The sequence below is a fragment of the Massilia sp. BHUDP2 genome (assembly GCF_046236355.1).
GTDB lineage: Bacteria > Pseudomonadota > Gammaproteobacteria > Burkholderiales > Burkholderiaceae_D > Telluria > Telluria varians.
Genome location: NZ_JBJUVW010000003.1, coordinates 900,147 through 914,455 on the forward strand (window position 1 = coordinate 900,147; position 14,309 = coordinate 914,455).

8 protein-coding genes are annotated in these 14,309 nt (G+C 65.1%); 6 read left to right on the forward strand and 2 right to left on the reverse strand.

Annotation, left to right across the window (positions count from 1 at the left end; translation table 11 throughout):
• The first annotated feature begins 34 nt into the window (after positions 1-34).
• Positions 35-322: a hypothetical protein gene (locus ACK6C6_RS20830; RefSeq protein ID WP_409269069.1), complete on the forward strand. Its 288-nt coding sequence runs from the start codon at positions 35-37 to the stop codon at positions 320-322.
• Between the two features lie 33 nt (positions 323-355).
• Here ACK6C6_RS20830 and ACK6C6_RS20835 read toward each other — a convergent pair whose 3' ends face one another.
• Positions 356-2,707 carry a Tex family protein gene (locus ACK6C6_RS20835; protein ID WP_409269071.1) on the reverse strand — a complete coding sequence of 784 codons (2,352 nt, stop codon included), beginning with the start codon at positions 2,705-2,707 and terminating at the stop codon, positions 356-358.
• A 270-nt stretch (positions 2,708-2,977) separates the two neighbouring features.
• On the opposite strand from ACK6C6_RS20835, the gene ACK6C6_RS20840 reads away from it, so the two are divergent.
• A complete protein-coding gene (locus tag ACK6C6_RS20840) occupies positions 2,978-6,103 on the forward strand; it encodes a DEAD/DEAH box helicase (protein ID WP_209589891.1) in 3,126 nt (1,041 codons plus the stop codon).
• A gap of 74 nt (positions 6,104-6,177) precedes the next feature.
• Here ACK6C6_RS20840 and ACK6C6_RS20845 read toward each other — a convergent pair whose 3' ends face one another.
• Complete coding sequence (locus ACK6C6_RS20845; protein WP_027866436.1) at positions 6,178-6,426, reverse strand: DUF3297 family protein; 249 nt, start codon at positions 6,424-6,426, stop codon at positions 6,178-6,180.
• 172 nt (positions 6,427-6,598) lie between these two features.
• Between ACK6C6_RS20845 and ACK6C6_RS20850 the strand changes: the two genes are divergently transcribed.
• The 4 genes from ACK6C6_RS20850 (at position 6,599) to ACK6C6_RS20865 (ending at position 14,299) form a co-directional block, all read left to right on the forward strand.
• Entirely contained in the window at positions 6,599-7,750 is a 1,152-nt protein-coding gene (locus ACK6C6_RS20850) for a sensor histidine kinase (protein ID WP_409269073.1), read from the forward strand.
• 12 nt (positions 7,751-7,762) lie between these two features.
• Positions 7,763-8,443, forward strand: a complete 681-nt coding sequence (locus tag ACK6C6_RS20855) for a response regulator transcription factor (RefSeq protein WP_036253354.1) — start codon at positions 7,763-7,765, stop codon at positions 8,441-8,443.
• A 106-nt stretch (positions 8,444-8,549) separates the two neighbouring features.
• On the forward strand, positions 8,550-9,260 hold the full coding sequence (locus tag ACK6C6_RS20860) for a transposase (protein WP_409269075.1): 711 nt from the start codon (positions 8,550-8,552) through the stop codon (positions 9,258-9,260).
• 323 nt (positions 9,261-9,583) lie between these two features.
• A complete protein-coding gene (locus ACK6C6_RS20865) occupies positions 9,584-14,299 on the forward strand; it encodes a glutamate synthase-related protein (RefSeq protein ID WP_409269077.1) in 4,716 nt (1,571 codons plus the stop codon).
• Positions 14,300-14,309 lie beyond the last annotated feature (10 nt).

Genomic DNA, 14,309 nt, shown 5'->3' on the forward strand with positions numbered 1-14,309 from the left:
TGATCGCGCGCATTCCCTTCGTCCGGCAAGCATCATGCAACAGACACCCCAGCGCAGACCCTCGGCCACCGCCAATTTCGCGATCGGCGCCCTGCTGGCCATCCCCGGCCTGATCAACCTCATCGAGGGCCTGATGGGCCTGGGCATCGGCCGCCTCCTGTGCGGCATCGCGGCCCTCGGCTACGGCCTGCTGCTGGTGCGCGAAGCACTGCACATCAAGAAAACCGGACTGCCCGGGTTGCCGCAAAAGCGCATGATCCTGATCGGCTTCGGCTTCCTGAGCGTCTACATGGTCGGGCTGTTCCTCAAGCACGCGGGCTGACCGGCTCACCAGCCGGCCACCGCGCACGCGCCATTACTTCTTCAGCTTGGCGAAGGCCGCAGCCATCGCACCGCCGGCTGCAGGTGCCGGCTTCTCCTGGCGCTGATGCTGGGCCAGGCGCTTGCTGTCGTTGCGGTCGCCGCGCTGCTCCGGACGCGCGCCCGGCTGCGGCGCCGCATCCGACAGGCGCATGGTAAGCGCAATGCGCTTGCGCTTGACGTCCACTTCGAGCACCTTCACCTTGACCACCTGGCCGGCCTTGACCACGGTGTGCGGGTCCTTCACAAACGTGTTCGACAGCGCCGAGATGTGCACCAGTCCGTCCTGGTGCACGCCGATGTCGACAAAGGCGCCGAAGGCGGCCACGTTGGTCACCACGCCTTCCAGGATCATGTCCGGGCGCAGGTCCGAGATTTCTTCCACGCCTTCCTTGAAGGTCGCGGTGGTGAATTCCGGACGCGGGTCGCGGCCCGGCTTTTCCAGTTCCTTCAGGATGTCGGTCACGGTCGGCACGCCGAATTTGTCATCCGCATACTTGGCCGGGTTGAGCGACTTGATGAGCGCACTGTCGCCGATCACCGCCTTCATGTCGCGCTTGATGTCGCCCAGGATCTTCTCGACCACCGGATAGGATTCCGGGTGGACCGCCGAGGCATCCAGCGGGTTCTCGCCGTTCATCACGCGGAGAAAACCCGCCGCCTGCTCGAAGGTCTTGTCGCCCAGGCGCGGCACCTTCTTCAATGCCGCGCGCGAAGCAAAAGCGCCCTGCATGTCGCGGTAGTTCACGATGCTCTGCGCCACGCTGCCCGACAAACCCGAGACGCGCGCCAGCAGCGGCGCCGAGGCCGTGTTCACGTCCACGCCCACCGCGTTCACGCAATCCTCGACCACGGCGTCGAGCGAACGCGCGAGCTGGGTCTGCGACACGTCGTGCTGGTACTGGCCGACGCCGATCGATTTCGGGTCGATCTTGACCAGTTCCGCCAGCGGGTCCTGCAGGCGGCGCGCGATCGAGACCGCGCCGCGCAGCGAGACGTCCAGTTCCGGCAGCTCGCGCGAAGCGAATTCGGAAGCCGAGTACACCGAGGCGCCGGCTTCCGAGACGACGATCTTGGTGAGCTTCAGTTCCGGGCGCTGCTTGATCAGGTCCTGCGCCAGCTTGTCGGTCTCGCGCGAGGCGGTGCCGTTGCCGATCGAGATCAGCGACACATTGTGCTTGGCCGCCAGCTGGCCGAGCACGTGCAGGGCGCCGTCCCAGTCGTTGCGCGGCTGGTGCGGGTAGACGGTGGCGGTGTCGACCACCTTGCCGGTGGCGTCCACCACCGCCACCTTGACGCCGGTGCGCAGGCCCGGGTCCAGGCCCATGGTGGCGCGCGGGCCGGCCGGCGCGGCCAGCAGCAGCGCCTTCAGGTTGCGGGCGAAGACCTGAATCGCATCGAGTTCGGCCTTCTCGCGCAGCGCGCCCATCAGCTCGGTCTCGATGTACATGAAGCTCTTCACGCGCCAGGTCCAGCGCGCGGTGTCGAGCAGCCACTTGTCGGCCGGGCGACCAAGCGCCTTGATGCCGAAAGCGGCGCAGATGCGGCTTTCGCAAGGGTTGTGGGGCGCGTCCCACTTCGGCTTTTCAAGCTCCGAATCGAGGCGCAGGGTGACGTCCAGTACGCCCTCGCGGCGGCCGCGCATCAGCGCCAGCGCGCGGTGCGAGGGAATCGTGGACAGGGTTTCGGAATAGTCGAAATAGTCGGCGAATTTTTCGCCTTCGTCTTCTTTACCTGCTACGACCTTGGACTCGACCACGCCGTGCTCCTGCACGTATTCGCGCAGCGACTGCAGCAGCGTCGCATCTTCGGCGAAGCGCTCCATCAGGATCTGGCGCGCACCGTCGAGGGCCGCCTTGGTATCCGCCACGCCCGGGTTGGCGCCGCCGTCGGCGTTGGTGAAGGCTTCGCGCAGGTAGCCGGCGGCCACTTCGTCGGGGTTCAGGCCTGGGTCGTTCAGCAAGGCCTCGGCCAGCGGGGCCAGGCCCGCTTCGATCGCGATCTGCGCCTTGGTGCGGCGCTTCTGCTTGTAGGGCAGGTACAGGTCCTCCAGACGGGTCTTGTCCTCGGCATGGGCGATTGCATCGAGCAGCTCCGGCGTCATCTTGTTCTGTTCCGTGATCGACGCGATGATCGACGCGCGGCGGTCTTCGAGCTCGCGCAGGTAGCGCAGGCGCTCTTCCAGAAGTCGCAGCTGGGTGTCGTCGAGGCCGCCGGTGGCTTCCTTGCGGTAGCGTGCGATGAAGGGGACAGTCGCGCCTTCGTCGAGCAGGGCGACGGCGGCGGCCACCTGGGCCGGTTTGGCGGACAGTTCGAGGGCGAGGCGTTGTTCGATGGATGGCAGCATGGTGCGATGGTGTGCGCGATGAGTACGCGCGTGTCTCTAAAAGGTCAAGCGAACAATGATACGCAAACGCGGTGGATACACCAGTCTTGACAGCGCCACTTGAACATGCGAGAACAGTCGGCTGTACGCGTGATTCGCATGCACGAACAGCGCGCACGAAGATGGTGCGGACAAGTTTTGTCCGCTACGTGCGATTCCGAACAAAACGGAAGCGTCCGTATGAAGGATAATGTTCTTTATTGTCGTTTTTAATACAGACACACGAGACCCATGCACACAGTCGATGATCATCGCGAGAACGCCACCGACGCACCCGCAGCAGCACCTGCCGTCGCCCGCGCTCCCGCACGCGCTCCCGCCCTGCCCGCGCCGGTGGTGAGCTGGCTGCAAAGGGTCGAGGCGGCGGCGCACCCGCAGCCCAAGCTGACCGACGAGGTCGCCGATCCGAAGGCCGTGCAGTACAAGTTTGTCTACGTGATGGCCCCGACCAGCGGCGGCCGCCACGTCGCCATCTGCCTGTGCAAGGCGCGCCTGCGCCCGAACGGCGACGTCGCCGCCGCCAGCCCGGTGAGCGAAGTGTTCTCGCTGCTGTCGGCGCCACCGGCCTACCTCGAAGGCGACGACGTCGACCTGGTGCGCTTCTTCATCGCCATGCGCAGCGGCTCGGCCCAGGGCACCAGTGCCACCGAACCGAAAGGCAAAGTCGGCGCCATCCTGCTGCAGATGCTTCTTGAACAAGGCAAGCTGCTGTGGGCGAACTCGTGGTCCGACATGGCCAATGGCCTGGTCTATCCGCTGCAGGCCGGCCCGACCCGTCTGGCCAGCCTGGCCTGGCGCGACGAGGGCCGCGTGGCCAAGCTGGGGTGGTCGGTGGAGCCGGCCAACGGCGCCACCCACAGCGGGGCCGACCTGATCGACTACATGCTGCCGACCGACCCGCCGTGGTACATCGACAACCTGTCAATCGGCCCGCTCGAACTGAATCGCGGCGGCATCGACATCTCGCTGGCCGAACTGCAGGCGCTGGTGGCCCAGGCCCCGACCCTGACCGGCACCGACAAGAAGCGCGTCTCGCAACTGCTGCTGGCGCACGGCCTGCAGCAGCTGATGCCGCTGCCGCAGCCGCTCACCCAGCGCCTGCGCAACGACGTCAAGCCGATTCCGCACCTGCTGCTCGATTCGGTGCAGCTGTCCGACGGCGGCACGCCGCGCTGGCACGACTTCGCCGTGCTGGCCTACGACTACGACGGCCAGCGCGTGTCCTTCGATCCGGCCCAGCGCGTGGTGCGCCAGATCGGCGACGTCACCGAGGTCATCGAACGCGACCCGAAGGCCGAAGCCGCGGCCCTGAACAAACTGAACGAGATCGGCTTCCGCAAGCCGGTCACCGCACCGTTCAACGCCATGGCCGGCGCCCTGGTGCTGGACAGCCAGGCGCACTGGCTGCGCTTCGCCGAGAACGACCTCGACGCGCTGTCCGACACCGGCTGGCACCTGCAGAAGTCGGCCAAGTACCGCTACGACGTGGTGCCGGTCGAAGACTGGTATGCCGACATCGACGAACCCGAAGAAGCGGGCAATGCCTGGTTCGAACTGGAGCTGGGCATCGTGGTGGCGCGCAAGCGCGTGCCGCTGCTGCCGGTGCTGGTGCAGCTGATCCGCAGCGCCCCCGCCGATTTCGACCCGGCCGTGCTGGCCGCCCATGCCGAAGCCGACCAGATGCTGGCCACGCTGCCGGACGGCGTGCGCGTGGCGCTGCCCTGGGGCCGCTTGAAGCCCATCCTCGCCACGCTCGGCGAGCTGTACTTCAATGACAAGATCAAGGGCCGCATGCGCATGTCCACGCTGGACGCGGCGCGCCTGGAAGACCTGGCGCGCGGCCTCGAGCTGCGCTGGACCGGCGGCGAGCGCCTGCGCGAAACCGGCCGCAAGCTGAGCCAGTTCGGTTCGGTCAAGAAGGTCGAGGCCCCGAAAGGCCTGCAAGCCACGCTGCGCGACTACCAGCTCGACGGCCTGTCGTGGATGCAGTTCCTGCGCGAGTACGACCTCGGCGGCATCCTGGCCGACGACATGGGTCTCGGCAAAACCGTGCAGACCCTGGCCCACATCCTCACCGAGAAGGAAGCAGGGCGCCTGACCAGCCCGGCCCTGGTGATCGCGCCGACCAGCCTGATGACCAACTGGTTCGACGAAGCCGCGCGCTTCGCCCCGAGCCTGAAGGTGCTGCTCCTGCAGGGCAAGGAGCGCATGGACCTGTTCGACCAGATCGACGACGCCGACATCGTGCTGACCACCTATGCGCTGCTGCCGCGCGACGAGGAAAAGCTGCGCGAGCACCACTATCACCTGGTGATCCTGGACGAATCGCACTACATCAAGAACACCCGCTCCAAGGCGGCGCAGACGGCCGGCTCGCTGAATGCCCGCCACCGCCTGTGCCTGTCCGGCACCCCGCTCGAGAACCACCTGGGCGAGCTGTGGTCGCAGTTCCACTTCCTGCTGCCTGGCCTGCTGGGCGACGAGAAGAGCTTCAACAACCAGTTCCGCCACCCGATCGAACGCCAGGACGACTCGGTGCGCCGCACCCTGCTGAGCCGCCGCATCAAGCCCTTCCTGCTGCGCCGTACCAAGGACCACGTGGCCAAGGAACTGCCGGAGAAGACCGAGATGGTGCGCCGCATCGAGCTTTCGGGTGCACAGCGCGACATGTACGAAACCGTGCGCCTGGCGATGGACAAGAAGGTGCGCGAGGAGATCGACCGCAAGGGCGTGGCGCGCAGCCAGATCGTCATCCTCGAAGCGCTGCTCAAGCTGCGCCAGGTCTGCTGCGACCCGCGCCTGGTCAAGGCCATGCCGGGCAAGAAGAACACCGCCGCGGTGTCGGCCAAGCTGACCGACCTGATGCAGATGGTCGAAGACCTGCTGCAGGAAGGCCGCAAGATCCTGGTGTTCTCGCAGTTCACCAGCATGCTGTTCCTGATCGAGGAAGAGCTGGCCGCGCGCGGCATCCACTACGCGCTGCTCACCGGCGAGACGCGCGACCGCTCGGCCCAGGTGGCCGCCTTCCAGCAGGGCGCGGTGCCGATCTTCCTGATCAGCCTGAAGGCCGGCGGCGTAGGCCTGAACCTGACCGCGGCCGACACCGTGATCCACTACGACCCGTGGTGGAACCCGGCGGCCGAGAACCAGGCCACCGACCGCGCCTGGCGCATCGGGCAGGATAAACCCGTGTTCGTGTACAAGCTGATCGCCAAGGGCACGCTGGAAGAGAAGATCCAGCAGCTGCAGCTGAAGAAGTCGGAGCTGGCGCAGTCGATCCTGTCCGAAGGCGAATCGCAGAAGATGGCGCTGACGCAGGAAGACCTGCAAGCGATCTTCGCACCGCTGGAAGACTAGGAGCGCTCCAAGGGCGCAAATAAAAAGGGCGGCTGGTTTGCACCAGGCGCCCTTTCTTTTTGCATCACTGCGGATTACTTGTAAAAAGCCTCGACCTTGCCCTTCAGCTTGATCAGCATCGGCTTGCCCTTGCGGTCGAGCGTGCGGCCGGCGGCGACCTTGATCCAGCCTTCGCTCATGCAATACTCTTCGACGTCGTGGCGATCCTTGTCGTTGAAGCGGATGCCGATCTCGCGCTGGAAAACGTCGCGGTTATGAAAAGGGCTGCTCGGGTCGATCGAGAGCCGGTCCGGGAGTGGGGGGAGGGTAGCGGTATCGTTCATAGACGCGAATTATCCACCAACTGCGCCCACCGTGGCGCATTTTTCATCACATCGGCATGGCGATCCGGCGCCGGAGCAGGACAAGGTCGGGCTTGCTCCTATACAAAGTGGCGGGAGCAACGATATACTGAGTGACAACGTTCATTGTCCCATCGATAACAGAAAGTGCCCAATGACCCGTAGCACGGCTGCTGATCCCCATGCTCCGGCCAGTCCGGAGCGCCCTGCCGGCATTGCCGGTATCGATCATCATTTCCGCACCATTGCCGAACTCGCCGGCGACATTGCCTTCAGCATTGAGCTGCCCGCGCACACGCTGCGCTACCTGAGCCCGGCGTTTTTCGCCTTGCTGGGCCACGAGGCCGGCGCACTGCAGGCCGCGATCGCCGGCGGCGGCGCGCACGAGGCGCTGGGTGCGCTCGGCCTGCACCTCGCGGCGCAGGGCGAGCTCGCGCCGGGCGAGCGCCGCGTGCAGGAAGTCGACGTGCGCAACGCGGACGGCCATCCGGTCGGGCTGCAGGTGATCACTACGGTGGTGCGCAACGATGACGCCAGCCGCTCGCTGGTGGGATTGCTGCGCGACCTGTCGGCGCAGCGCGCCCACCTGGCCGACCAGCGCCGTTTCGCGAGCATGCTGAACCACGAATTCCGCACGCCGCTGGCAACCATCGACGGCGCGATCCAGCGTCTGGAAGCGACCGCGCAGGGCGCCGACGACACCGTGCGCCAGCGCTACCGCAAGATCGCGGTCGCGGCCGACCGCCTGATCGCCATGCTGGATGAATATTTGTCGCCCGACCGCATGGCCGCGATCGGCCAGGTGCGCCAGCCGAACACGATCGCCGCGCGCGACTTGCTGGACGACGGCGTGAAGCAGTTGCGCGAAGCGGGCCGCGAAGCGGTAGTGGACGCGGAACAGCTGAGGCTGGGCCTGCGCGGCGAGCCCGAGGGATTGCGGCTGGCGCTGAAAGTCCTGGTCGACAATGCCCTGCTGTACTCACCCGCCGGCAGCAAGGTGACGCTGGGCGCGCGCCGCAGCGGCAACGGCGTCGAGTTCACGGTGCGCGACGAAGGCGCCGGGGTGCCGCCGGAGGATGCAGCCTGCATTTTCGACAAAGGCTACCGCGGCAGCAATGCCACCGGCCTGCCGGGCAGCGGCCTGGGCCTCTATATGGCGCGCTCGATCGTCGACGTCCACGGCGGCATGCTGCGCCTGGGGGAGGACGGCAAGGAATTCCGGCTCTGGCTACCCGCCCTGGATATTAACGGCCAACAACAACTTGCCTCATCCTCTCCCAACAGTGATAATCGGACCGATCATTAACCTGACCAATCCATGACGCAGATACTGATTGTTGAAGACAATGGCGAATACGCCGACGACATGGCCGAGTTCTTGCGGGAACTGGACCATGACGTCACGATCGCCAAGACCGCGAGCGAGATGTGGGCGGCGCTGACGCGCACGCCGGCAGCGGTCGTCGTGCTCGACCTCGGCCTGCCGGACGAGGATGGTTTCAATGTCATTCCGCGGATGCGCCAGCTGTACCCGGAGATCGGCCTCCTGGTGCTGACCGGCCGGGTCGCGTTCGACCACCGCATCCTCGGGCTGCGCCTGGGCGCCGACCACTACCTGACCAAGCCGATCAAGTTCCCCGAACTGGCGGCGCACATCGAAGCGCTGGACCGTCGCGTGCGTCCGGCCGACCCGGCGCCAGCGCCGAGCAAGTGGACCCTGCGCGTGAGCGCCCGCCAGCTCGAACTGGGCGGCAAGGTGATCGACCTGACCGAAAAGGAGTGCAACTTCCTGCACCTCCTGACCATCAACACCCGTCCGGTGCCGCGCCAGGTGATTGTCGCCGGCATGGGCGGCGAAGACCCGGACGCCAGCCGCCGGGTCGACATGCTGGTCTACCGCCTGCGCAAGAAAGCCCGTTCCGGCCTCGGCCAGGACCTGCCCCTGCGCAGCGCCTACGGCGAAGGCTACAGCCTCTCCGCCGGCTTCACCCTGGCCTGAGTATTAAATAGGGACAGAGTTGCCCCATTTTTTGGCTGCCCCGCGATTAATTGGGGACAGAGTCAGGTTTCTCGGCTAAAATGCGTGCTCGACTTTCGAGCACGCCATGGCACGCCTTCCCCGACTCATCATCCCGAACCAGCCCCATCATCTTATCCAGCGCGGCAACAACCGCCAGCCGATCTTTCGTGAAGAGGTCGACTACCAGCGCTTCCTCGCCTGGCTGAAGGAGGCGGCGCGCTTCTACGAGGTGGCCATTCACGCCTATGTGCTGATGCCGAACCACCTGCACCTGCTGGCGACGCCTTCCAACGATACCGGGCTGGCGCTGATGATGCAGAAGGTCGGCCGCTTCTATGTCCCCTGGTTCAATCAGAAGTACGAACGCACGGGCGGACTGTTCGAAGGGCGTTTCCGCACATCGCTGGTCGATACCGAGCATTATTTGCTGGCCTGCAGCCGCTACATCGAGCTCAATCCGGTGCGCGCCGGGCTGGTCGCGGCGCCGCTGGACTACCCGTGGTCGAGCTACGCCCACCACACCGGCGTGCGCACGGACGCCCTCATCACCGACCACCTGCTCTACTGGGGCCTGGGCAATACGCCTTTCCAGCGCGAAGCGGCCTACACCGACCTCGTGATGCAGGGCATTGCTCAGGAAGAGGTGGACTTCGTGACCGCCTCGGTACTGAAGAACCAGCCCCTGGGCTCGGATGCCTTCAAGGCCGAGCTCGAGCGCCGGACCAAGCGCCAGATCCTGCCGGCCAAGCGCGGGCGGCCGTTCCGGGAACCAATCCCGCCGCTTCCGCAAGCATAAGCAATCAGCAATTGATCAAGGGCACGATTATTCGTTCCCTTTTTTTATTCGGCATCGCGCAAGCAGGTCGGCAGGTATGGAATGTGACATCCGGACGAGCCTGCTGCCATACTGAACGCCTCCACTTCTCCTCATTAAAATCAATGGCTTATCGATGAATAGGCCCATTTTTGCCGTTTGCATGTGACTCTGTCCCTAATTAATAGAAACTTCAAAAACTTATCAAAAAATTTGACTCTGACCCTAATTATTCTTGTTTACGTTTGTGTTGCGTTGCACTATTCTCGATTTTCGACCCTAGATAAAGCTGTGGAGATTGCCTCATGATTGCCCAAGGTTTGTACGATCCCGCCAATGAACACGATGCCTGCGGCGTCGGTTTCATCGCCCATATCAAGGGCAACAAGAGCCACTCGATCATCGAGCAGGGCCTGCAGATCCTGAAGAACCTCGACCACCGCGGTGCGGTCGGCGCCGATGCGCTGATGGGCGACGGCGCCGGTATCCTGATCCAGATCCCGGACCAGTATTTCCGCGACGAGATGGCCAAGCAGGGCGTGGAACTGCCGCCGCCCGGCGAATACGGCGTCGGCATGGTGTTCCTGCCGAAGGAACACGCTTCGCGCATCGCCTGCGAACAGGAAATCGAACGCGCCGTGCGCATCGAAGGCCAGGTCGTGCTCGGCTGGCGCAACGTGCCGGTCGACGAGACCATGCCGATGTCGCCCTTCGTGAAAGCGAAGGAGCCGGTGATCCGCCAGATCTTCATCGGCCGCGGCCCGGACATCATGGTCACCGACGCGCTCGAGCGCAAGCTCTACGTCATCCGCAAATCCTCCGGCCACGCGATCCAGGCCCTGAAGCTCCTGCACGGCAAGGAGTTCTTCGTGCCCTCGATGTCGGCCCGCACCATCGTCTACAAGGGCCTGCTGCTGGCCGACCAGGTCGGCGTCTACTACAAGGACCTGCAGGATCCGCGCTGCATCTCGGCCCTGGCCCTGGTGCACCAGCGCTTCTCCACCAACACCTTCCCGGAATGGCCGCTGGCCCACCCCTACCGCCTGATCGCGCACAACGGCGAGATCAACACCGTCAAGGGCAACTTCAACTGGACCCGCGCCCGCGAAGGCATGCTGAAGTCCGCCGTGCTGGGCGAAGACCTGGGTAAACTCTTCCCGCTAATCTATGAGGGCCAGTCCGACACCGCCTGCTTCGACAACGCGCTCGAACTCTTGGTGATGGCCGGCTACCCGGTCGCCCAGGCGATGATGATGATGATCCCGGAAGCCTGGGAAAACCACACGTCGATGGACGACAACCGCCGCGCCTTCTACGAATACCACGCCGCGATGATGGAACCGTGGGACGGCCCGGCCGCCATGGCCTTCACCGACGGCCGCCACATCGGCGGCACCCTGGACCGCAACGGCCTGCGCCCGGCGCGCTACGTCATCACCGAGGACGACCTGGTCGTCATGGCCTCGGAATCCGGCGTGCTGCCGATTCCCGAATCGCGCATCGTCAAGAAATGGCGCCTCCAGCCGGGCAAGATGTTCCTGATCGACCTGGAAGCCGGCCGCATCATCGACGACAAGGAGCTGAAGGACACCTACTCGAACGCCAAGCCGTACAAGGCCTGGATCAAGTCGGTACGCATCAAGCTCAACGAAATCAAGCTGTCGGAATCGCAGCTGACCCAGCACCGCGCCAAGGATGCCCAGGGCGAAAAAGCGGCGGTGCCGCTGCTGGACCGCCAGCAGGCCTTCGGCTACACCCAGGAAGACCTGAAGTTCCTGATGGCGCCGATGGCGGTGCTGGGCGAAGAAGCCACCGGCTCGATGGGCAACGACTCGCCGCTGGCGGTCATGTCGAACAAGCTCAAACCTTTGTATAACTACTTTAAACAATTGTTTGCGCAAGTGACCAATCCGCCGATCGACCCGATCCGCGAAAGCATGGTCATGTCGCTGGTCTCCTTCATCGGTCCGAAGCCGAACCTGCTGGACACCAACAACGTCAACCCGCCGATGCGCCTGGAAGTCTCGCAGCCGATCCTCGGCTTCGACGACATGGCGCGCCTGCGCGGTATCAGCTCGCACACCGGCGGCAAGTTCAAGTCCTATGAGCTGAACATCTGCTATCCGGTCGCCTGGGGCAAGGAAGGCATCGAAGCCTCGCTCGCCTCGTTGTGCGCCGAAGCCGTGGACGCGGTCAAGTCGGGCCACAACATCCTGATCGTCTCGGACCGCAACATGTCCGCCGACCAGGTCGCGATTCCCGCGCTGCTGGCCACTTCGACCATCCACCAGCACCTGGTCGCTAGAGGCCTGCGCGCCTCCACCGGCCTGGTGGTCGAAACCGGCTCGGCCCGCGAGACCCACCACTTCGCCCTGCTGGCCGGCTACGGCGCGGAAGCGGTGCACCCGTACCTGGCGCTCGAGACCCTGGCGGACCTGGCGCACAACCTGCCGCACGAGATGGACGCCGACAAGGCGATCTACAACTACACCAAGGCGGTGGGCAAGGGCCTGATGAAGGTGATGTCCAAGATGGGCATCTCCACCTACATGTCCTACTGCGGCGCCCAGATCTTCGAAGCCGTGGGCCTGAACAAGTCGCTGGTCGACAAGTACTTCCGCGGCACTTCCTCGACGGTGGAGGGCATCGGCCTGTTCGAAGTGGCGGAAGAGGCGCTGCGCCTGCATTCGCTCGCCTTCGGCAACGATCCGGTGTTGGCCAACGCGCTCGACACCGGCGGCGAATACGCCTTCCGCGTGCGCGGCGAAGACCACCTGTGGACCCCGGACGCGATCGCCAAGCTGCAGCACTCGACCCGCGCCAACAATTTCAGCACCTACAAGGAATACGCGCAGATCATCAACGACCAGAGCCGCCGCCACCTGACCCTGCGCGGCCTGTTCGAGTTCAAGATCGATCCGTCGAAGGCCATCCCGCTGGAAGAAGTCGAGCCGGCGAAGGAAATCGTCAAGCGTTTTGCTACCGGCGCGATGTCGCTCGGCTCGATCTCGACCGAGGCGCACGCCACGCTGGCGATTGCCATGAACCGCATCGGCGGCAAGTCGAACACCGGCGAAGGCGGCGAAGACCCGCGCCGCTACATGGGCGAATTCAAGGGCATCAAGATCGCCAAGGGCGAGAGCCTGGCCTCAATCCTGGGCTCGGACCGCGTGGTGGCCGACATCCCGCTGGAAGAGGGCGATTCGCTGCGCTCGAAGATCAAGCAGGTGGCGTCGGGCCGCTTCGGCGTCTCCGCCGAGTACCTGGCATCGGCCGACCAGATCCAGATCAAGATGGCGCAAGGAGCAAAACCAGGCGAAGGCGGCCAGCTGCCGGGCCACAAGGTGTCCGAATACATCGCCAGCTTGCGGGTCTCGGTGCCGGGCGTCGGCCTGATCTCGCCGCCGCCGCACCATGACATCTATTCGATCGAAGACCTGGCGCAGCTGATCCACGACCTGAAGAACGTCAACCCGAGCGCCTCGATCTCGGTCAAGCTGGTGTCGGAAGTCGGCATCGGCACCGTCGCCGCGGGCGTCTCGAAGGCCAAGGCCGACCACGTGGTGGTCGCCGGCCACGACGGCGGCACCGGCGCGTCGCCGCTGTCCTCGGTCAAGCACGCCGGCACCCCGTGGGAGCTGGGCCTGGCCGAGACCCAGCAGACGCTGGTGCTCAATGGCCTGCGCAGCCGCATCCGCGTCCAGGCCGACGGCCAGATGCGCACCGGCCGCGACGTGGTTGTTGCCGCCATGCTGGGCGCCGACGAAATCGGTTTTGCGACGGCGCCGCTGGTGGTCGAAGGCTGCATCATGATGCGCAAGTGTCACCTGAATACCTGCCCGGTCGGCGTCGCGACCCAGGACCCGGTGCTGCGCGCCAAGTTCCAGGGCAAACCAGAGCACGTGGTGAACTACTTCTTCTTCGTCGCCGAAGAAGCGCGCCAGCTGATGGCGCAGCTGGGCATCCGCAGCTACGACGAACTGATCGGCCGCACCGACCTGCTGGACAAGGCCCGCGCGGTCCAGCACTGGAAGGCGCAAGGCCTGGACTTCTCGAACATCTTCTACCAGCCGAAGGTCGAATCGCAGCGCGCGCTGTTCCACACCGACGGCCAGGACCATGGCCTGGACAAGGCGCTGGACCACAAGCTGATCGCGCAGGCCAAGGCCGCGCTGGAGAAGGGCGAGCGGGTCTCCTTCATCTCGCCGGTCCGCAACCTGAACCGCACCGTGGGCACCATGCTGTCGGGCGAAGTGGCCAAGCGCTACGGGCACGCCGGCCTGCCGGACGACACCATCCACATCCAGCTGCAGGGCACCGCCGGCCAGTCGGCCGCGGCCTTCCTGGCGGCGGGCATCACGATCGACCTGGTGGGCGAGGGCAACGACTACGTCGGCAAGGGCCTGTCGGGCGGCCGCATCATCGTGCGCCCGAACACCGAGTTCCGCGGCTGGGCGGTGGACAACATCATCGTCGGCAACACCGTGCTGTACGGCGCGATTTCGGGCGAAGCCTTCTTCAACGGTGTAGCCGGCGAGCGCTTCGCGGTGCGTAACTCGGGCGCCACGGCGGTGGTCGAGGGCTGCGGCGACCACGGTTGCGAATACATGACCGGCGGTACGGTCGTGGTGCTGGGCGAGACCGGCCGCAACTTCGCGGCGGGCATGTCGGGCGGCGTCGCCTACGTGTACGACCCGAAGGGAGAGTTCGAAGGCAAGTGCAATACCACGATGGTCAACCTGGAGCCGGTGCTCACCACCAAGCAGCAGGGCGACAAGGCCGGCTGGCACAGCCAGACCCGGGGCGGCGAGCGCGAGTCGGACGAGGTCATCCTGCGCCGCCTGATCGAGCGCCACTTCAAGCACACGGGTTCGACCCGCGCGCGCAACCTGCTGGACGACTGGGCCAACAGCCGCGGCAAGTTCGTGAAGGTCTTCCCGACCGACTACAAGCGCGCACTCGAGGAAATGCACAACTCGAGCATGGAAGAGGCGAACGACAAGATCGAGCTGGCTGCTTAAAGAGATAAGG